This is a genomic window from Paraburkholderia madseniana (assembly GCF_009690905.1).
GTDB lineage: Bacteria > Pseudomonadota > Gammaproteobacteria > Burkholderiales > Burkholderiaceae > Paraburkholderia > Paraburkholderia madseniana.
The window spans coordinates 1-19,454 of the sequence record NZ_VOSW01000141.1; the positions used below are offsets into that span (position 1 = coordinate 1).

General features: G+C 61.4%; 18 protein-coding genes and 1 pseudogene. 11 read left to right on the plus strand and 8 right to left on the minus strand.

What is annotated here, in order from left to right; genetic code table 11:
- The 3 genes and pseudogenes from FSO04_RS48000 to FSO04_RS41025 all read right to left on the minus strand — a co-directional run.
- Nucleotides 1–150 (minus strand): annotated as a pseudogene (locus tag FSO04_RS48000) (metal-dependent hydrolase); the annotation flags it as partial.
- 155 nt (nt 151–305) lie between these two features.
- Entirely contained in the window at nt 306–656 is a 351-nt protein-coding gene (locus FSO04_RS41020; RefSeq protein ID WP_174825341.1) for a sugar ABC transporter ATPase, read from the minus strand.
- A 295-nt stretch (nt 657–951) separates the two neighbouring features.
- Entirely contained in the window at nt 952–2,103 is a 1,152-nt protein-coding gene (locus tag FSO04_RS41025; RefSeq protein ID WP_154567098.1) for a porin, read from the minus strand.
- Between the two features lie 627 nt (nt 2,104–2,730).
- On the opposite strand from FSO04_RS41025, the gene FSO04_RS41030 reads away from it, so the two are divergent.
- Entirely contained in the window at nt 2,731–3,303 is a 573-nt protein-coding gene (locus tag FSO04_RS41030) for a hypothetical protein (RefSeq protein WP_154567099.1), read from the plus strand.
- A 190-nt stretch (nt 3,304–3,493) separates the two neighbouring features.
- On the plus strand, nt 3,494–5,449 hold the full coding sequence (locus FSO04_RS41035; protein WP_154567100.1) for a PhoX family protein: 1,956 nt from the start codon (nt 3,494–3,496) through the stop codon (nt 5,447–5,449).
- 30 nt (nt 5,450–5,479) lie between these two features.
- On the opposite strand, the gene FSO04_RS41040 is transcribed toward FSO04_RS41035, so the two are convergent.
- On the minus strand, nt 5,480–5,914 hold the full coding sequence (locus FSO04_RS41040; RefSeq protein WP_154567114.1) for a hypothetical protein: 435 nt from the start codon (nt 5,912–5,914) through the stop codon (nt 5,480–5,482).
- A 241-nt stretch (nt 5,915–6,155) separates the two neighbouring features.
- Here FSO04_RS41040 and FSO04_RS41045 point away from each other — a divergent pair, with 241 nt between their 5' ends.
- The 6 genes from FSO04_RS41045 to ggt all read left to right on the plus strand — a co-directional run bounded on the left by FSO04_RS41045 (nt 6,156) and on the right by ggt (nt 13,111).
- Entirely contained in the window at nt 6,156–6,851 is a 696-nt protein-coding gene (locus FSO04_RS41045) for a CDP-alcohol phosphatidyltransferase family protein (protein ID WP_154567101.1), read from the plus strand.
- The gene (locus FSO04_RS41050) at nt 6,848–7,678 is read left to right on the plus strand and encodes a HalD/BesD family halogenase (protein ID WP_154567102.1); all 831 of its coding nucleotides are present in this window, start codon (nt 6,848–6,850) and stop codon (nt 7,676–7,678) included. The genes FSO04_RS41045 and FSO04_RS41050 overlap by 4 nt, the downstream gene beginning before the upstream one ends.
- Nucleotides 7,675–8,694, plus strand: coding sequence for a flippase-like domain-containing protein (locus FSO04_RS41055; protein WP_154567103.1), 1,020 nt, complete (start codon nt 7,675–7,677; stop codon nt 8,692–8,694). Before FSO04_RS41050 ends, FSO04_RS41055 begins: the two co-directional genes overlap by 4 nt.
- A gap of 25 nt (nt 8,695–8,719) precedes the next feature.
- Nucleotides 8,720–9,484, plus strand: coding sequence for a phosphocholine cytidylyltransferase family protein (locus FSO04_RS41060; RefSeq protein ID WP_154567104.1), 765 nt, complete (start codon nt 8,720–8,722; stop codon nt 9,482–9,484).
- Nucleotides 9,485–9,743: 259 nt separating this feature from the next.
- Nucleotides 9,744–11,147, plus strand: coding sequence for an MFS transporter (locus FSO04_RS41065; RefSeq protein ID WP_154567105.1), 1,404 nt, complete (start codon nt 9,744–9,746; stop codon nt 11,145–11,147).
- Between the two features lie 230 nt (nt 11,148–11,377).
- Complete coding sequence (gene ggt, locus FSO04_RS41070; protein ID WP_154567106.1) at nt 11,378–13,111, plus strand: gamma-glutamyltransferase; 1,734 nt, start codon at nt 11,378–11,380, stop codon at nt 13,109–13,111.
- A 159-nt stretch (nt 13,112–13,270) separates the two neighbouring features.
- On the opposite strand, the gene FSO04_RS41075 is transcribed toward ggt, so the two are convergent.
- Complete coding sequence (locus tag FSO04_RS41075; RefSeq protein ID WP_154567107.1) at nt 13,271–14,317, minus strand: S1C family serine protease; 1,047 nt, start codon at nt 14,315–14,317, stop codon at nt 13,271–13,273.
- Nucleotides 14,318–14,423: 106 nt separating this feature from the next.
- Complete coding sequence (locus FSO04_RS46660) at nt 14,424–14,687, minus strand: hypothetical protein (RefSeq protein ID WP_166618363.1); 264 nt, start codon at nt 14,685–14,687, stop codon at nt 14,424–14,426.
- On the opposite strand from FSO04_RS46660, the gene FSO04_RS41085 reads away from it, so the two are divergent.
- Both FSO04_RS41085 and ppk2 read left to right on the plus strand, forming a co-directional pair.
- Nucleotides 14,578–15,015 (plus strand): VOC family protein, encoded by a 438-nt coding sequence (locus FSO04_RS41085; protein ID WP_154567109.1) that lies wholly within the window; start codon nt 14,578–14,580, stop codon nt 15,013–15,015. The two genes, FSO04_RS46660 and FSO04_RS41085, sit on opposite strands and share 110 nt — an antisense overlap.
- A 192-nt stretch (nt 15,016–15,207) precedes the next feature.
- On the plus strand, nt 15,208–16,134 hold the full coding sequence (gene ppk2, locus FSO04_RS41090; protein WP_154567110.1) for a polyphosphate kinase 2: 927 nt from the start codon (nt 15,208–15,210) through the stop codon (nt 16,132–16,134).
- A 101-nt stretch (nt 16,135–16,235) separates the two neighbouring features.
- Here ppk2 and FSO04_RS41095 read toward each other — a convergent pair whose 3' ends face one another.
- Nucleotides 16,236–17,822 carry an inorganic phosphate transporter gene (locus FSO04_RS41095; protein ID WP_154567111.1) on the minus strand — a complete coding sequence of 529 codons (1,587 nt, stop codon included), beginning with the start codon at nt 17,820–17,822 and terminating at the stop codon, nt 16,236–16,238.
- 424 nt (nt 17,823–18,246) lie between these two features.
- Here FSO04_RS41095 and FSO04_RS41100 point away from each other — a divergent pair, with 424 nt between their 5' ends.
- Complete coding sequence (locus tag FSO04_RS41100; protein WP_154567112.1) at nt 18,247–19,116, plus strand: CHAD domain-containing protein; 870 nt, start codon at nt 18,247–18,249, stop codon at nt 19,114–19,116.
- A gap of 19 nt (nt 19,117–19,135) precedes the next feature.
- Here FSO04_RS41100 and FSO04_RS46665 read toward each other — a convergent pair.
- Nucleotides 19,136–19,454, minus strand: a 319-nt coding sequence (locus FSO04_RS46665; protein ID WP_414693519.1) for a rhodanese-like domain-containing protein, incomplete at its 5' end; no start/stop codon positions are given.

The following is a 19,454-nucleotide window of genomic DNA, read 5'->3' on the forward strand; positions in this document are numbered from 1 at the left end:
GTCCGGCGCCGTACTCCCCGCCACTCCGGCGATGAAACTCAACAACACGCCGATATGAAACGAACCACCGCCGCCGACGCGCGCGACAACAGCCGCCGCGATTACGCCGGCCGCAAACCCAGTCGCGTGATGTGCTTTGTTGGATGCCATCGAACCTCACGACGCGGTGCGCCGGATAAAAGCCAAGGGGCGGCTATGTTCGCAGATGAGCAGATAAAAAAATAGCCAACACAGGAGATAAAAAAACCGGACATCGGCGTGGTCTTCAGTGTCGCCCTCAACAACGCAGCCGCGTGACCCAAACCTCAGGTCGCACAACGCGCAATATCGACACGCATTTCCGCTTCAGGCGGATCGTCCGGCGCATTCGCGGGATGCATCACCTTGATGGCCGAGCCGGCGTTGTACGGCGTGAGCGTAACGAAATACGAGTTGTTCGAATCGGAGCCGACGGCGATCTCGGTCGCGTCGCCGACGCGCGACATTCGCACGCGTGACAGCTTGCTTTCGAGGCAATCGGCGATATAAGCAGGGGCGCGCTGCGAAGACACGTACATCATCGGCTGGGACGCGTCGCGGGCGGGGCCGCTGGAACCGCAGGCAGCGAGAAAAGCAGTGAGGGCAGCAGCGGGAGCAAGCAGAAGAAGTCTTTTCATGGTCCGATCGTCGGCGTCCCCGATCGTGTACGGGAACTTGGGGCGCGGGCGAAGCGCAACGCGATTGAACGCAACGTCATGCTTCGCGACGAAGCAGCCGTTCAACCGCAACGACGTTACGGCAAGGAAGGCAGCCGACCTCAGTATACCCACGGCATGCTTGCGCCGTCACTACCGCTACGTCGAAACGTAAGAACGTAAGCGCCTTGAAAAAAACCCGCGCGTGATCGTGCCACGCGCGGATTCGGCTGCAGGGCGGACCCATACGCCGCTCTGCATGTATCGTCAGAAAAACTTAGAAGCGGTGACGCAGGCCGACAGCCGCAGCAACCTGGTTGCCGGTCGACGACGGCGCCAGCGTGTTGATCGCCGCCACGTTCGCACCGAAGTTGCCGAGTTCGCCCGATGCGTGCTGATACACGCCTTCCACGTACACGTCGGTCCGCTTGCTCAGCGAGTAGTCGCCTTGCAGCGATACCGTGTGCCACTTCGGATCGCCCGAGCCGTTCGAACCTGACATCTTGCCGTCGGTGAACGTGTACGAAGCGGCGAGGCTCAGTGCCGGCGTCAGTGCGTACTTGCCGTTCAACTCGTAGTTGTCCAGATGAAGGTTCGTGCCTGCCACACCCGGCAGCGTCGTGCCGCCGACGTCCACGCCCGTGATGCCGTCCAGTTGCGTATGCGTGTACACGAAGCCAGCCGTCGCCGGGCCGTACGTGTAGTTGATGCCCGCACCGAACGTGCGTTGCAGGTTAGCCGCGACGGCGGCGGTGCCGTTGCCTTGCGAGACTGCGCCGCTCAGGTTCGAGCTACCCGAGTTGTTTAGTTGCAGGTAAGCGGCGGCTACGCTCAGCGGACCGTTGTCGTACGAAGCGCCGACGCTCCATGCGCGGTTGTTCGAGAACTGGCCGGCCGAATTGCTGAAGCCGTACAGGCCGCCGAATTTCAGGCCGGCGTAGTTCGCGCTCGTGTACTTCACGGCGTTCTTGATCGAGAACGAGTTGTCCAGATTGTCGTTGTCGAACGGGTGAGCGGCGAGATTGTTGCCGAAGCCCGCGCCCGCTTCGGACAGCGGCGCGAGGTAATCGACCACGGAATCGTACTGGCGGCCGAGCGTCAGCGTGCCGTATTGATCGCTCTGCAGACCGACGAAAGCCTGACGATTGAACATCGTGCTGCTTTCCGAAAACTGGCCGTTGTTCAGGTTGAAGCCGTTTTCCAACGTGAAGATGGCATGCAGACCGCCGCCAAGGTCTTCGTTGCCGCGCAGGCCGAAATAGGTGTTCGACACCGAACCGCTGCCTTGTTGCCAGTTGCTGTGGCCGCCCTGGTTGTTCGAGTAGACGAGACCGGCGTCCAGCGTGCCGTACAACGTAACGCTGCTTTGTGCGTGAGCGGTGATGGCGAACGCGCCCATGAGGCCTGCTGCGATGAGGGTTTTTTTCATGTTTAGATAACTCCGGGACAGTGCGTAGAGAATCGCATTCCAGTGCTAACAGCCGATTGCGCCGGCTGCCTGACGATCCGCTGCGAAGTGTATGCCTGCTATTTATATCTTTAACCACATATGGCGCAACAATGCATTTTCTAATTCGGAATGCCGGATTGAGAATTGTGTAAGTGCGGGTAAATAAAGAAAAAATATTTGTGCGCGATGGCGTTGTAACTATTCGTCAAATTGTCGGTGTTGCTCGATCGCGACGCTCCCGCTGTGTCATATTCAGTAAGGATTTAAGCGCGTCGTTGCCTGAATTTCGAATCATTCTGATTTCTGCAATGGACTCTTCCAATTCGTGTGCTCTATCCCGGCGAATTACAGTTCTACAATTCGTTTCACCCCCTGACCAGGGGTGTCTTTTTCATCTTTTTATACGCGGCTTTCGGGCCGCGTTTTTTTCGAACGTTCTATAATCGGTTTATAGGTTCCCGCGAATAACGAAATGCACTATTTCGATTGGCGAAGAGCGTGCCCTGGCTTGTCCGTTCGTCAGAGGGCCGCGTTCGGCGGGTGTGGGGCAGGTAGAATCGCAGGCTTGAGTTGTGTTTCCGCCCCGCGAACGTGAGTAAACCTGTAATGACCAATTCCCCCCTTCCATCGTCCGACACCGCTGCTGACTCCCCGACGGAAGGCGCGTCCGAAATCCACGAAACCCCGCTCGATCATCTGGAAGACGCGCTGCCCGAAACCCAGCACGAAGCGCGTCTGTGGCGCGATGACGGCTGGACCGCGCGCGTCATCAAGAACGAAGACGATGAAGGCTGGGCCGTCGCCATGATCAAGGACGGCGAAGCGGAACCGGCACTCGTCGGCCCGTGGACGATGGGTCGCAACAAGAAAGATCCGAAGCCGCTCGACACGTCGGCGTTCAACACGCTGGTGAAAACCGCATCTGAAGTGTTGCGCCGCCATGAGCAGCAACTGCGCGCCCAGTTGCACAAAGAAGTGCGCGTGGCCAGCGCGGACGGCAATGACGAACTCGACATCACGCTCGACATCGTTCCCGACGAAGACGAGCCGTACGCGCTGCTGACCGCGCTCGATACGTTCGGCGAACAGCTCGCGCAAGTGCAGGTCGCGCCGAACTTCAAGCTGAGCAAGGCGAGCGCTGCCGCGTGGGTCGAAAACGAATTCCGCCGTCCGGGATAGAGCGGCGGTGACGGGCTTCGGCTAACTAAAAGCTGAATTTAACATTACTAAAGCCTGTCAATATACTTTCACATTCACTTCATAGAATCCTCGCGTCATAGCGGCGCGAGCGTGAACCATGCGGTTTTGGGTCTGAGTGCGTGCCGGCTGTGCATTCACCCACGCTACCCAAACCCTGGATCACGACAACATGGCAGAGCCGTTCGACCTTTCCCGCCGCAAGGCCCTGAAACTCCTCGCCGGTGCGCCGATGCTGCCGTTAGGCGGGCTTGCAACGGCGTCGATGCTGACCGCGTGCGGCGGCGGAGGCGACGAGTTGGCGACACCGGTGAGGCCGGTGGCCAACTTCGTCTCGGCGGCATTCAGCGGCATGGCCGCGCCGACGCTGGCGGACCCTGCCGCGATGGCGAAGACGACGGTCGGCTCGACGCTCTCGGTGCAACTGAGCGATGGCAGCAGCCGTACGTTCAAGCTCGCGTACCAGCCGTTTTTCGTGACCGGCGACGTGGTGCCGAACATCAAGGGCGGGACGATCCTGGCCGGCGGCTACTTCGATATCAACAATCAGCCGATCATCGATAAATCGGTAGCGGGCAAAGAGCGCCAGTTCTATTCGGACTGCCCGGACGGCAGTTCGCTGATTCGTCTCGACAAGCCGACGGTGAAGGGCCTCAAGGGCAATGCGGTATTCGCCGTCGTGCAGTTCGAATACGCGACCCGCGATCAGAGTCTGAAGTCGATGTATGGCCAGTTGCCGTCGCCGATCGCCGTGCTCACGCTCGATCAGGACCCGGCCACGGGCAAGCTGACGCTGGTGGGCTATCACAGCGTCGATACATCGAAGGCGCATGGCTTGTGGATTACCTGCGGCGCGAGCCTGTCGCCGTGGAACACGCATCTGTCGAGCGAAGAGTACGAGCCGGACGCCGCGACGATCGCAACCAACAGTCAGTTCAAGGGCTTCAGCCGCAGCCTTTACGGTGACGAAACCACCGCCAATCCCTATCACTATGGACATCTGCCGGAAGTGACCGTCAATCCCGACGGCACCGGCACGATCAGGAAACACTACTGCCTCGGCCGCATCTCGCACGAACTGATTCAGGTGATGCCGGATAAGCGCACCGTATTGATGGGCGACGACGCGACCAACGGCGGCCTCTTCATGTTCATTGCCGATCGCGAGGCCGATCTGTCGGCGGGCACGCTGTACGTCGCAAAGTGGACGCAGGTATCGTCGAGCAGCGCGGGTGCGGCAACGCTTTCCTGGATCAATCTGGGCCACGCGACCAGCGACGAAATCGAGGCGCTCGCCAACCAGTTGAGCGCGAGCGACATCATGGACGTCGCGATCAAGGACCCGGTCGATTCGACCTACACGAAGATTAACTACAACGGCACCTTCAACTGGGTGCGCATCAAGCCGGGCATGACCAAGGCGGCGACCTTCCTCGAAACGCATCGCTACGCAGCGTTGGCGGGCGGCAGCATGGGTTTCACGAAGCTCGAAGGCACAACGGTCAATATCAAGGACAAGGTGCTGTATTCGGCGATGTCACGCATCGAGAAATCGATGGTGCGCGGCCACGCCGCATCGACCGATGTCGCTGTCGACAAGGCGATCAACGCCGGTGCGGTTTACGCGCTGAACATGGAGGGCGGCCAGCGCGACCGCAGCGGCGGCGCGATCAACAGCGACTGGGTGCCGGTGGACATGGCCGCGCCTGCGGCGCTGGTCGGCGAGGATCTGTCGTCCGCCGACGTGCTTGGCAACACGGCGAACCCGGAGCGTATCGCGAATCCGGACAACCTCAAGTTCTCGGAGAAACTGCGCACGCTCTTTATCGGCGAAGACAGCGGCATGCACGTCAACAATTTTCTGTGGGCTTATAACGTCGACACGAAAACGCTCGCACGTGTGTTGTCGTGCCCAGCGGGCGCGGAGTCGACAGGCCTGCATGCAGTCGACGAAATCAACGGCTGGACGTACGTGATGAGCAACTTCCAGCATGTCGGCAATTGGGAAAGTCCGTTGCACGACAAGATCCAATCGACACTCGATCCGCTCGTGCGGGCGAACTATAAGGACCGCTTCGGCGCGACGGTGGGGTATCTGACGGCGGACCCGGCGGGGATCAAGTTGTAGGGGGCGAGTGGGGCGGCGCGACCCGCCGCCTCAACTCCGCTTGCAGAAAATCGCCGTTACGAGCGGCGCCACCCGATGCACGATCGCTGTGCTGCCGGTCTCGGCGAGCGCGGCCTGGACCTTGGATTCGCCGCCGAACACCACGACACCATAGGCGGAGCGGGCCACGGGTTCACCGTCGCCGACGCGGAACATCGGATCGTCTTTTTCGTAGCCGACCACCGCGAAAACGTGAAAGCCGAATGCGGTCAGGTCGGCGCCCTGCACCGGCGAAAACGCATTGATGGAGTTGCTTTCGACCCGCATTGGCTTCGGATCGATCAACTGCTGCTGGGCGAGATCGGCAATGAACTGATGACCGCTCTCATTGCAGGTGAGCGGTGCGTCGAGAGCGGCAGCATGACTGCTGAGCGGCAGCGCGGCGGCGGCCAGCGCAAGGAGTACGGATGAAAAGAAGCGTTTCATATACGTGAATGGCGACCCGCGTTCGATGTAGTGAGTTCGCAACGAGTGGCGGCGATGCGCCGCACCCCGAAAAGACATTGCGCATCGACGTGATCTGGTGTGACAGGCGCAACTGGATTCGCACTTTAACGTGATTCGGCATATCTTGCGCGGCGCCTGGCACGCATCGGCAACAATGAGCCCTTAAGAAAACGTTAAGGAAGGAAGCAAGCTTTTACGATCCCGTATATATTTCCGGGTTATGAATTCGCGACCACCAATTCCAATTAACGTTCCGGCCCCCAGAACATGGGATGCGAGACTCGCCCGCCGACTAGTCACGCCGCTTGTCAACACCTGGGTCACGCCGAACCATCTGACCACGCTGCGCCTGCTGATCGGGCTTGCCGGCGCGCTCTGTCTCGCTCACGGCGGATTTGCCTGGGCCAATGCGGGCGCCTCTCTGATCGTGCTGTCGAACTTTGTCGACCACACAGATGGCGAACTCGCGCGCATCGGCGGAAAGTCGAGCCGGATCGGTCATTTTTACGACCTGGCTTGCGACGCACTCGTGACCGTCATGTTGTTCGTCGGCATGGGTGTCGGTTCGACGCATGTCGGCTCATTGAAAGTTTCACCCGGCTGGCTGGGTGCCGTGGCGGGCGTTGCGGTCGCGCTGATTTTCTTCCTGCGCATGCGCATCGAGGAGATGGCGGGCAAGGCAGGTACAAAGCAGGCATCGGTCGGCGGTTTCGAAACCGAAGACGTGCTGTACCTGCTTCCCATCGTCACGCTGACGAGCGTCGTCATGCCGTTCGTTGTGGTCGCGTCAATCGGCGCGCCGCTGTTTGCCGTCTGGGTGGTGGTCGATTACTGGCGCGTCGCGCGCCGCGCCGAGCGCTCGGCGGCCGCCCCTGCCAAGGCGTCTGAAACCAGTCAAATGTGGGCCAGTGAATGAGTATGCACGCCGAAGACGACGTGATCGCACCAATCTCAGTTGAACGTTCGCCGGCCTCTTCGTTGGCCTCGTCGGCCGTGTCTGCGCCGAATGCCGATCGCGCCGTAGCGAGCCGCACGCTCACGTTCGACACACGGCGTCTCTCAAAGGATTTCGCCGATCAGGGCGCGTTCCTGTATCTGGAAGATTTCCTCGCGCCCGAAGTCACCGCCCAGCTCGTGCAGAGCGCGCGCGGCCTCCTCGACGAAGTGAACCGCAACTATCTGCCGGGACACAAGCAGGGCGGCAGCGTCAGCCGTCATACGATCGACCGTCTCGCGCCGTTCATCGCCGAACTGTATCGCTCGAAGGAACTGATCGGCTGGCTAGAACAACTCAGCGGTGACAAGCTGCAAGTGTCGCCTGCGGACGATCCGCACGCCTATGCGCTGTACTACTACACGCGGGCCGGCGACCACATCGGCTGGCACTACGATACTTCGTACTATGACGGCCGCCGTTATACGCTGCTGCTCGGCGTGATCGACGAATCGTCGTGCCGGCTCGATTACGAATTGCATACGCGCAATCCGGACGTGGCGGATCAACCCGGCTCGGTGCAGATTCCGCCGGGCGGCCTGGTGTTCTTCGACGGCGACAAGCTGCGTCATCGCATCACGCCTGCCGGCGCAAACGAAATGCGCGTGTCGCTCACCTTCGAATACGTCACCGACCCGAACATGCGGCCGTGGCGCCGGTTCATCTCGAACATGAAGGACGCGATCGCGTACTTCGGTTTCCGCCAGGTTTTCCGTCAGATGACGAAACGCCGCAAGGACCCCGCATGACACGCGCGGCCCTGATTCTGCTGTCGATCGGGACGGCGCTCTTTGTCGGCCTGCTCGCCTGGCAGGGTTTCGGCTCCGTGGCCTCGGCGCTGGCCGCGGCCGGCTGGGGGCTCGTGCTTGTCGCGGCGTTTCACCTTGTGCCGCTGGTGCTCGACGCCGGCGCAATCTCGGTGCTGTTCCAGCGTCAGCGCGACGGCGTGCATCGCGACGCGACGGTGCGCGACGCATTGTTCGCACGCTGGATCGGCGAATCGGTGAATAGCCTGTTGCCGGCCGGCCAGATCGGCGGCCCGGTGGTGATGGTGCGGCAACTGTCCCAGCGCGGCATGCGCATGCGCGACGCGGCCGCCGCCGTCACCGTCAGCACCACGGCGCAGGCGGTCGCGCAAATCGTCTTCGCGTTGCTCGGGCTGCTGCTGTTCGGCGCCTATGCCGCGCACGGTGCGCTTCACGATCTGCGAACCGCTACGCTGATTGCCACCGGCGTGCTGGGTGCGATGATTGCGGGCTTCTACTATGCGCAGCGGCACGGCCTGTTCGGCCGTTTGCTGGGCGTGGTGTCGAAGCTGTTCGGCAAGCGCGACTGGTCGTCGCTGATGACGCGCGCCGAAGCCGTCGACGCCGCCGTGCAGGCGATCTACCGCGAGCGCGGCCGCGTCGCGGCAAGCTTCGCACTGAGTCTGGTGGGCTGGATCGTCGGCACGGTCGAGGTGTGGCTCGCGCTGCGCTTTCTCGGCCATCCGGTCGACTGGGTCGACGCGCTCCTGCTCGAAAGTCTCGGGCAGGCGATTCGTGGCGCGGCGTTCATGATCCCAGGCTCACTCGGCGTGCAGGAAGGGGGTTATCTGCTGCTCGCGCCACTCGTGGGCTTGCCGCCGGACGCGGCGCTGGCGTTGTCGCTCGCCAAGCGCGCACGTGAAATCCTGCTCGGTTTGCCTGGCCTACTGGTTTTGCACTTCAGCGAACGAAGCTGGCAACGGCGGCGCGCCACCACGCGCGTGCCGGTTGTCGATTAATCTCCGAATTTTTAAAGGACTGCGCATGCGTGCCATCATCCTCGCAGCGGGCCTCGGCCTGCGTCTCCAGCAACCGCCGCAGGCACAGTTCCCGAAGTGCCTGTTGCAGTTCGACGGCATGAGCCTGCTCGAGCGGCATCTGCAAATGCTGGAAACCGCCGGCGTGACCGACGTCGTGCTGGCGCTCGGTTTTCAGCCTGAATCGGTGCAGGCGGAACTGGAGCGGATCAACTGGCCGCATAAAGTGGAAACCGTGCTGAACCCGCGTTACGACCTGGGCAGCGTGCTGACGGTGCACACCGTGGCCGAGTCGCTCACGCGCGGCGGCGACGTGCTGCTGATGGACGCCGACGTGCTCTACGACGAGCGCATTCTGAGCGCGCTCGTGGAGGGCGGGACGGTCAACCGCCTATTGATCGACCGTGATTTCGAAGCCGGCGACGAACCCGTCAAGCTGTGCCTGAAAGACGGCGTGCCGGTCGAATTGCGCAAGCAACTCGCCGTCAATCTCGAGTACGACACCATCGGCGAATCGGTGGGCTTCTTCCGCTTCCGCCAGGAAACCGCACAACGTTTCGCGCAGATCGTTGCAGGCTACGTGGATAGCGGCCGGGCCAACATGCCGCACGAAGAAGCGGTGCGCGACCTGCTGCTGGAGCGCAGTCAGGTATTCGACACGGCCGACGTGACCGGCGCGCCGTGGATCGAGATCGACTTCCCGAACGACGTTGCTCGCGCAAGCACCGAGATTCTGCCGCAGTTGCAACCGCTGGTCAGTGCATCGCGTTAAGTCCTGCTCCTGAATTGCCGCTGTATTGCATGGTGAGCCGGCTGTATGCCGGCTTACCATCGCGTCGTTATTTTCCCTTCTTTTTCGCGCCTGTTTTTTGAAAGCCGTTCTGTCTCGTTGCGCGCTCAACTATTGGGCGGCGCATATCAACGCGTCGTCCGCGCCAGTACGAAAAGGCTTCGCTTAACAACATCCGTTGTCGATGCGATGCCATAATCGCAGCTTTACACCGGCGGCCTTGCAACCCGTCGTCATGCCAATGCCTCTCGCTTTAGGCGCTTTCATTGTTCCGCTGATCGTCGCGTGTGCGATGTTCATGGAAAACGTAGACGGCACGGTCATCGTGACGTCGCTGCCCGTTCTGGCGCGCGATCTCGGCCAGGACCCCATCACCCTCAAGCTCGCCGTGACGGCTTATGTCATCGGCCTTGGCGTCTTCATTCCGATTTGCGGCTGGGTCGCTGACCGCTTCGGTTCCCGCACGGTGTTTCGTACGGCAATCGGTATCTTCATGGCCGGCTCGCTGATGTGCGCGGCGTCCACGTCACTCGGCACCTTCGTGGTTGCGCGCTTCGTGCAAGGCATCGGCGGCGCGATGATGGTGCCGGTGGGGCGCATCATCATTTTCCGCTCGGTGCCGAAGTCGGACTTCATTCGCGCGGTCAACTATCTGACGGTGCCCGCGTTGCTCGGGCCGGTAGTTGGGCCGCCGCTGGGTGGGTTCATCACGACCTATCTGCACTGGCGCCTGATCTTCTTCATCAACATTCCAATCGGCCTGCTGGGTATCTGGCTTGCGAACAAGCACATCGCCAACGTGCGTGAAGCGCATCCCGGCCGGCTCGACTGGACCGGCTTCGTGTTGTCGGCGAGCGGGGCGTCGCTGTTCATGCTGGGGCTCTCGCTGGTAGGCGGCGAACTGGTGTCCAACTCGGTATCGGTCAGCATGTGTGTGTTCGGCGTACTGCTGCTGGTGGTGTACGTGCGGTACGCGAACCGCGTCGAATTGCCGGTGCTCGATTTGCGGCTGTTGCGCATTCCGAGTTTTCACGCGAGCGTGGTGGGTGGTTCGCTGTTTCGCATCGGCCTCGGCGCGGTGCCGTTTCTGTTGCCGCTTGCGTTGCAGGAAGGTCTGGGCATGACGGCGTTCAAGTCGGGGTCGATCACCTGCGCGTCCGCATTCGGCTCGATCTTCATGAAGGCGGCCGCGTCGCGCATTCTCGAACGGTTCGGTTTTCGCACGGTGCTGATGTTCAATGCCGGTTGCGCGGGCCTTGCGATTGCCGTCTACGGTCTGTTCTTTCCCGGTACACCGCATTGGTTGATCTGGTGTGTGGTGCTGTTCGGCGGCTTCTTCCCTTCGTTGCAATTCACCTCGTTGAATACTTTGGCGTATGCGGATATTCCGAGCCGCGACGTTGGCCGCGCGACGAGCGTGGCGAGCGTGATCCAGCAGATCTCGTTGGGGCTCGGCGTGACGATTGCTGGCATCGTGCTGCAAATCTCGCATAACGTGCAGGGTCATTCGACCATCGTGTTCTCCGACTTCTGGCCGGCGTTCCTCGTGGTCGGCCTGTTCTCGTTCCTGTCGATTCCGGTGACCGCGCGCTTGCCGCAAGGCGCCGGCGACGAAATCGCACGCGGCAACCGCGGTAGCGCCTGAGTGTTCAACTCTCGGTGCGCTGGGTCTCGTGGTGCGGCGCACTGACTGTGTTCGATGCCGATTCGAGCATGGCTACACGCGGTAATTAGTGTTGTTAAATGGGGCGGTTTTTGTGTGCTGCAGCATGCACCATATGCGTGCAACAGCTTCGCAAACGGCGGGCCGCCATGTTATAAGCCCAAGACAGTTTTCGTTTTATCAGATGAAAGCGTCGTCTTGGAGGATGCCCAATGAAGTTGTTTCAAAACGCCAAATCGTCCGTTAGCGGACTTGCACTGGTCGCACTCGTCTCTGTTTCAAGCGGCTTTCTCGAAGCCACTCCAGCCTTTGCCAAAGCGCCCGCGAAAGCGCAGCCGGCAATTCTCACGGCGTCCGCCATTGCGGTCGCCGACAAGTACAGCGCTGACGCAGCAGAACAGATCTTCAAGGAAGGTGGCAACGCCGTCGACGCGGCAGTCGCGATCGCCTTCACGCTTGCCGTGACGTATCCAGAAGCGGGTAATATCGGCGGCGGCGGTTTCATGACGCTGTATGTCGATGGCAAGCCATACTTCCTCGACTATCGCGAACGCGCCCCGCTGGCCGCGACAAAGAACATGTACCTCGACGACAAGGGCGAGGTCATCAAGGGCATGAGCCTGTTCGGTTATCGCGCGGTGGGCGTGCCGGGCACCGTCGACGGCATGTGGCAAGCGCAGCGCCGCTTCGGCAAGCTCAAATGGAAGCAGGTGCTCGCACCGGCCATTCATTACGCACGCGATGGCTTCGAGGTCAGCGAGCAATTGCAGCAACGCCGCGACGACGCCGCGAAAGATTTTGCCGGCAAGACCAACTTCGATACCTACTTCGGCAATCTGAAGCAGGGCATCAACTTCAAGCAACCGGATCTCGCCGCCGTGCTGCAGCGCATTTCGGATCAGGGCGCGAAAGACTTCTACTCGGGCAAGACGGCTGATCTGATCGCGGCGTCCATGCGCGGTCACGGTCTGATTACGAAGGCCGATCTGCAGCAGTACAAGGCGGTGTGGCGTCAGCCGATCCAGGCGGATTGGAACGGCTATCGCGTGATTACCGCGCCGCCCCCGAGCTCGGGTGGTATCGGTCTCGTGCAGTTGCTGAAGATGAAGGCCGACAATGCGCCCGACTTCAAGGACGTCAAGCTCAATTCCGCGCAATACGTGCATCTGATCGCTGAAATCGAGAAGCGTGTATTCGCCGATCGCGCACAGTATCTCGGCGATCCGGACTTCTACAAGGTGCCGGTCGCGCAATTGACCGACGACGCGTACATCGCCAAGCGTGCCGCCGAAGTCAATCCGAATGCACCGTCCGATACGAAGAGCATCCAGGCCGGCCTCGGCACCTCGATGCCGGAGAAAGCGGAAACCACGCACTTCTCCGTGATCGACAAGTGGGGTAATGCGGTGTCGAACACGTACACCATCAACGGCTATTTCGGCTCGGGCGTGGTGGCGGATCGCACGGGTATCGTGCTGAACGACGAGATGGACGACTTCTCCGCTAAGCCGGGCGTTGCGAACATGTTCGGTGTGGTGGGCAGCGACGCGAATTCGATTGCACCGAAGAAGCGCCCGCTGTCGTCGATGAGCCCGACGATTCTGACCAAAGACGGCAAGGTGTCGCTCGTGATCGGCACGCCGGGCGGCTCGCGCATCTTCACGTCGATTTTCCAGGTGATCAACAACGTCTACGACTTCAACATGCCGTTGCAGGAAGCCGTGGGCGCGATGCGCTTCCATCACCAACTGTTGCCGCCGAACACGATCTTCTGGGAGCCGTACAAGCCGATCGACGGCGAACTCGCCAAGCAGATCGAAGCCAAGGGTTACACGCTGACGGGGCAGGATTTCAGCGGCGACATCCAGGCGATCAAGGTCAATGGCGATACGCCGGAAGCCGCAGCCGATCCGCGTGGGCGTGGCGTGACGCGGGTGATTCAGTAAGCGTTTGACTTCAATCGTTTAAGTGCATCTGAGCGGCGCGTCTTTACGGATGCGCTGCATGCAGAAAAAAGGCCTCGCGCTCAAATTGAGCGCGAGGCCTTTTTTATCCGTGAGATTGATTGAATGCGAGGCCCTTTCCTCCACAGGCAGTCGAGCGAATCAGATCGTCTGCTCGACCGGCGTCAAGGTCAATTCGAGCCGCTGCGCGCCGCGCAACACGGTCACGTTGACCGGCTTGTCGATACGCGACACATCGAGCGTGCGTTGCAGGCTATCGACGTCTTGCACCGCAAGCGCATCGATCGCGACGATCGTGTCGTCGGTGCGCAGACCGCCGAACGCGGCCGGGCTGCCTTTGACGATTTCCATGACGTGCACGCCGCTCTCCGAGCTCAGGCCGAAATAGCGCTGCACGCGGCGCGACAGCGGTCTTGTGGTGCCGGCCACGCCGATGTACGCACGCCGCACGCGGCCGTGCGCGAAGATCTGCATGATGACCCACTTGGCCGTATCGATCGCGGTGGCGAAGCAGATCGCCTGCGCGCCGGGAATGATCGCGGTGTTCACGCCGATCACCTGACCGGCCGAATTGATCAGCGGGCCGCCCGAATTGCCGGGATTGAGCGCGGCATCCGTCTGGATCACGTCGTAGATCATGCGGCCCGAATTCGAACGCAGCGAGCGGCCGAGCGCCGAGACCACGCCGGTCGTCACGGTTTGCGCGAGGCCGAGCGGATTGCCGACCGCGATCGCGATCTGGCCGACGCGCAGCTTCGACGATTCGCCGAGTTCGACGTGTGGCAGCGGCTCCGGCGAGCCGATGCGCAGCACGGCCAGATCGCTGCCGGGGTCGTCGCCGACCAGATCGGCGTCGAATTTCGCGCCGTCGGCGAGCGTCACCTTGATATGCGTGGCGCCGTGCACAACGTGGCTGTTGGTGAGCAGATAGCCGTCAGGCGTGAACAGAAAACCCGAGCCTGTGCCGCCACGCGCGCCGCGGCTGTCGCGCCCGGACGGCGCGCCGGGCAGCCGGCGTTCGACGGAAATGAAGGCGACCGCCTGCTGAACGCGTTCCAACGCGCCGATCACGGTGCGGGAATAGGCGTCGAGCAAGGCGTCGTCGGATAAAGCGGTGAGTGGATCGGACCCGGGGGCGTCGGATGTGGCGCGCGACAGGTCATCGATGAAGCGTGGACGGCTTCCCATGGCGATGCTCCGGATAAACGGGAATCCAGATGCGGGGCGGCGGGCGGGTTTTTCAAGTGCGGGCGAGGCGGCGCGCTCGAGGCTGCTTGTGAGACACTTTCTAGTGTCAGCCCACGCCAAAGCGGGGGTCGTCGTAGAGGCTGAAGCGCCGGCCAATGCCCGGACCAACGCCGGCGCCAAGGTCCGCGCCAAGACCCGCGATGTCCGGGCCGACGCCATAGAAGCCCGCCAGGCGCCGCCATACCAGGGAGACAGCCGCCATGAACTTGCCCACCACTTCCGCCGCAGCCTCTGCCTCGGCGAGCTCCTCGAGCGCGCCGACCGACTCGACAGAACCAACCGAGCCGCGCATCGAGTCCCTCAGCGCCATCACGCTCGCCACCCGCAATATGCCCCGCGCGGTGCTGTTTTACGAAGCGCTCGGTTTTCCGATCAAATTCGGTGGTTCGCAGGAAGCGTTTACCTCGTTTGCATTCGGCGGTTCGTATCTGAACCTGATCGTCGATACGCGTGCGCCAGTCAACTGGTGGGGCCGCGTGATCATTTATGTCTCGGACGTCGACGCGCTTTACCGGAAGGCGCTGGCGGCGGGTTTGAAGCCATCGCTCGAACCGTCCGATGCGCCGTGGGGCGAGCGCTATTTCCACATCACCGATCCCGATGGCCACGAACTCAGCTTCGCGAAGCCGTTGCGTTAGCGCCGGGCGGCCGCGCTAAACTCGCTATCATGGATGGGCTATAAGGCGTGCAAGCCGCCGGCGAGCACCCGTGTCCCAAGGTGCGGCCGCCGCGCCGGTAACACGGCTGACACCTCGCGCTTCGATAATCGAGCCCGTTCGCGACGCGCATGCGCCGCGCGCCTAACCATTTCCGTTGCCAGGAGAGTCGCAATGAAAGAGCTGGATCCGAGACCCGAGGCCGAAGTCATGGCAGAACGGCAGCGCCGTTTCGAAGAGGACCTTATCGATGCGTACGACGAGGAACTCGAAATGGAGGTCGACGACCGTATCATCGACGGCGCGGAGGGCTTCACGCCCGAGCATCGCGAGGCGCGTAAGGTGTACTTCCGCGAGCTGTTCCGTTTGCAGGGCGAGCTTGTCAAACTGCAGGACTGGATCGTGCAGACCGGGCACCGGCTGGTGGTGATTTTCGAAGGACGCGATGCGGCGGGCAAGGGCGGTGCGATCAAACGCATCACGCAGCGGCTCAATCCGCGCGTGTGCCGCGTGGCGGCATTGCCGGCGCCGAACAACCGTGAACGCACGCAATGGTATTTCCAGCGTTACGTATCGCATCTGCCCGCTGGCGGCGAAATGGTGCTGTTCGACCGCAGTTGGTACAACCGCGCGGGCGTCGAACGCGTGATGAATTTTTGCAGCGATGACGAGTACGAAGAGTTTTTCCGCTCGGTGCCGGAATTCGAAAAGATGCTTGCACGAAGCGGCGTGCAGATTCTCAAATACTGGTTTTCGATCACGGACGAAGAACAGGAAATCCGCTTTCAGAACCGCATCCACGATCCGCTGAAGCAGTGGAAGCTGAGTCCGATGGATCTGGAAAGCCGGCGCCGCTGGGAAGCGTATACGCAGGCGAAAGAAGTCATGCTGCAGCGCTCGCATATTCCCGAGGCGCCGTGGTGGGTCGTGCAGGCGGTCGACAAGAAACGCGCGCGCCTGAACTGCATTCATCATCTGCTGAGCCAGGTGCCGTATCACGAGATCGAGCATTCGCGCGTCGAGTTGCCGGCGCGTGTCTATCACGACGAATACAGCCGCCAGCCGGTGCCGTCGTCGATGATCGTGCCTGAAATTTATTGATCGATCTCTGCTCGATGAAATGAAAAAAGCGCGGCAAAAACCGCGCTTTTTTAACTTCGCCGTTGCCGGACTTGCACCCGGCAGCAGCGGTTTCAGCCGTTTCAGAACACCATCCGGAACACCCAGTACAAGCCCCCGGCCAGCGCGATTGAGACCGGCAGCGTCAGCACCCACGCGAGGATCAGGCTGCGCACGGTGGCCCATTGCAAGCCGGAGCCGTTGGCCGCCATGGTGCCGGCCACGCCTGAGGACAGCACGTGCGTTGTCGAGACCGGCAAGCCGTACATGTCGGCCGCGCCAATCGTCAGCATCGCCACCAATTCAGCCGACGCGCCCTGTCCATAGGTCAGATGCTGCTTGCCGATCTTCTCGCCGACGGTAACGACGATGCGCTTCCATCCGACCATCGTCCCGAGACCGAGGGCGATAGCGACGGCAACCTTCACCCACGTCGGAATGAACTTGGTGGCGTGATCGGTTTGCGCCTTGAAGTTGTCGATCGCTTTGGCATCTTCCGGTGAGAAGGCCGGCTGCTTGCTCTTCTTCATCAGGCGGATCGCTTCGGAGGCGACATACATATTGTTGCGTACGTTATCGACGATATTTTGCGGCACGGCGGCCATCGATCCCGATGCGCCGACCTGCTGACCGATCAGAGCGGTGAGTTGCTGCAAGGCCGGCACGGTGGCAGGGGTCAACTGACGAGTGCGCACGTACGCTTCGACTTCGTCGCGCGGATTGGCAGACGGTGCCGCGCCGTGCGTGTATTTGCCGAGCGTGTCGGCGGTCTGTTGTGCCACAGCGATGAAGGTCTGCGTTTCCGCCGGCGTGACCGCCTTGTTCAGCGCGTAGGCCGTCGGCACGGTGCCGATCAGGATCAGCATGATGAGCCCCATGCCTTTCTGCCCGTCATTCGAACCGTGTGCGAACGAAACGCCCGTACAGGTCAGAATCAGCAGGCTGCGAATCCAGAACGGCGGCGGCTCCTTGCCTTTAGGCTCGGCATACAACGCGGGAACTCGCACCACTGCTTTCAGGATCAGCAGCAGCAACCCGGCGGCAAGAAAGCCGATCAGCGGCGAAAACAGTAGCGATTTGCCCACGCCGAGCACCTGATTCCAGTCCACGCCGCTCGTGCCGTTCGCGCCATGTATCAGCTGATTCATCAGACCGACGCCGATGATCGAGCCGATCAGCGTGTGCGAGCTCGATGACGGCAGTCCGAAGTACCACGTGCCGAGATTCCAGATGATCGCCGCGATCAGCAGCGCGAAGACCATTGCGAAGCCCGCGCTGCTGCCCACTTGCAGAATCAGTTCGACGGGCAGAAGCTGCAGAATACCGAACGCAACCGCGCCCGTTGAAGTAAGCACGCCGAGGAAATTCCATCCGCCGGACCAGACCACCGCAATGTTCGGCGCTAGCGAATGCGTGTAGATCACGGTGGCGACCGCGTTGGCTGTGTCATGAAAACCGTTGACGAATTCGAAGCCGAGCGCGATCACGAGCGCAATGCCAAGGAGCAGGTAGGGCAAAAACGAGGCTTCGCGAACGGATTGCAAATCGTCCGCCAGATGCATGGCGCAATAAGCAGCGCCGATCGCAATCACAGCGAGGAAGATGATCAGGCCGATATTGCGCCCCTTTCCACTTGCAGCGCCCGGTTGCGGGTACGAAAGTTCCGGCATGGCGTGAGCCCCAAAAGATTGTCGCGGAACTGACGATCCTGCGGTGCCTGTGTGTCGTAACGATGACAGTGGCGTGACAGCTATGCGGGACGGGCGTTCGCGGGAAGGTAGGTACAGATTGACGCTACAGGAAAGGCTGCCGCTTGCGCGGCGGGGTAGAACGATAAGCGGTCCGAAAAGAACTATGCGCGAACTGCGCCTCTGCAGCGGAGCGGATTTCCCGGTTCAACTGCCGCCAAGGTCGCATACAGACTTGCGTGGACTCGCGCGACCCAGGTCGTCGCCACAATGCGACGGATTGCAGTCCATGCAACGCGCATTGTCTTGCGGCCATCCTGGTGCAGTTTAGGCGACGCGTCGGCGGATATCCACCAGGACCTTTTTTTGCTAGGCTGACATAAAAGGACCTTCTGAAGGACATCCGATGAAGCGGGCGAGCCGGAAAATCGACAAACAGGCTGCGGACAGCAAGCCGGCCGGCGCGGAACCCTCAGCGGAGGCAGCCTTTGCGTCGTACGCGGCGCCCCTCGTCGATGACGCGATCGAACTAGCCAATGCGGTGCGCGAAGACGCGTCGCCGGAAGCGCTGCACAAACTGCGTGTGTCGCTGCGGCGATTGCGTTCGTTGTGGTGGGCGTTCGAACCCTTGCTGGACAAAGGCGAGAATACGCGCCAACGGGCGCTGTATAAGTATCTGGCGACGGCAGCCGGCAAGACGCGGGATTGGGACATTCTGATCGAACTGATTGCGCAGGACGAGCGCGTTGCGCGCGAGATAACGCCGACGCTCCAGGCGGCGCGCAGCGGCGCGTTGGCGACGAGCCGTGAAACGCTTTCGAACGCGGACGTCAAACATTTGCTGCAAGACGCCTTGACCAGCGCCAATAAGGAATTGAACACCGCCCGTGAGCGCGTGCCGCTGCAAAAATTCGCCGACAAGCGCGTGACCGCTTCCGAACGTTCGCTTAACAAACGTATAAAGCGTGCGTCTCAAGCGAAGCGCTCCAACTACGCCGCATTTCACGACGTCAGGAAGGCGGGAAAGAAAGTGCGCTATCTGCTCGAGTTTTTCGAGCCCATTCTGAGCGGCAGCCACAAACGTGTCCTGAAGCGGTTGAAGCAGATTCAGAAGCGTTTCGGCACGCTGAACGATATTGTCGCGAGCGAGATGCTGCTGCGCGACAATATGAGCTTGCTAGCCGGATCCGGCGACACCGATGCAACGCTTGACTGGCTGAAGAAGGAGCGCAAACGCCGGATGCGCGCGGCGGCAGGACTGTTGCGCAAACTGTGATGCGGTTTGCCCAGGTGGTTTAGTCGCGTCGTGGGGCAAACCCGCGCAGCGTTACCGCGTCGCGAACTTCACCGTAGGGCTCCGGCTTGCGTTTGCGGGTGGTCGATTCGTCCGTCAGCGGGATAGGTTCGACGGGAAACCCGCGCCTTTGCCAGGCGTCGAGGCCGCCCCTCAGTGCGCGGATCCGCGTGTAGCCGTTCAGGCGCATCCGTTGCTTGATCTCGACGGCGGTCGCGCTGTCCGGGCAAATGCAATAAATCACCATGTCATGGACGAGCAGCGCGCCGTCGATCTGTTCAGGCGAGTGCGGGTCGAGCGCCAGCACGCCGGGGATGGGG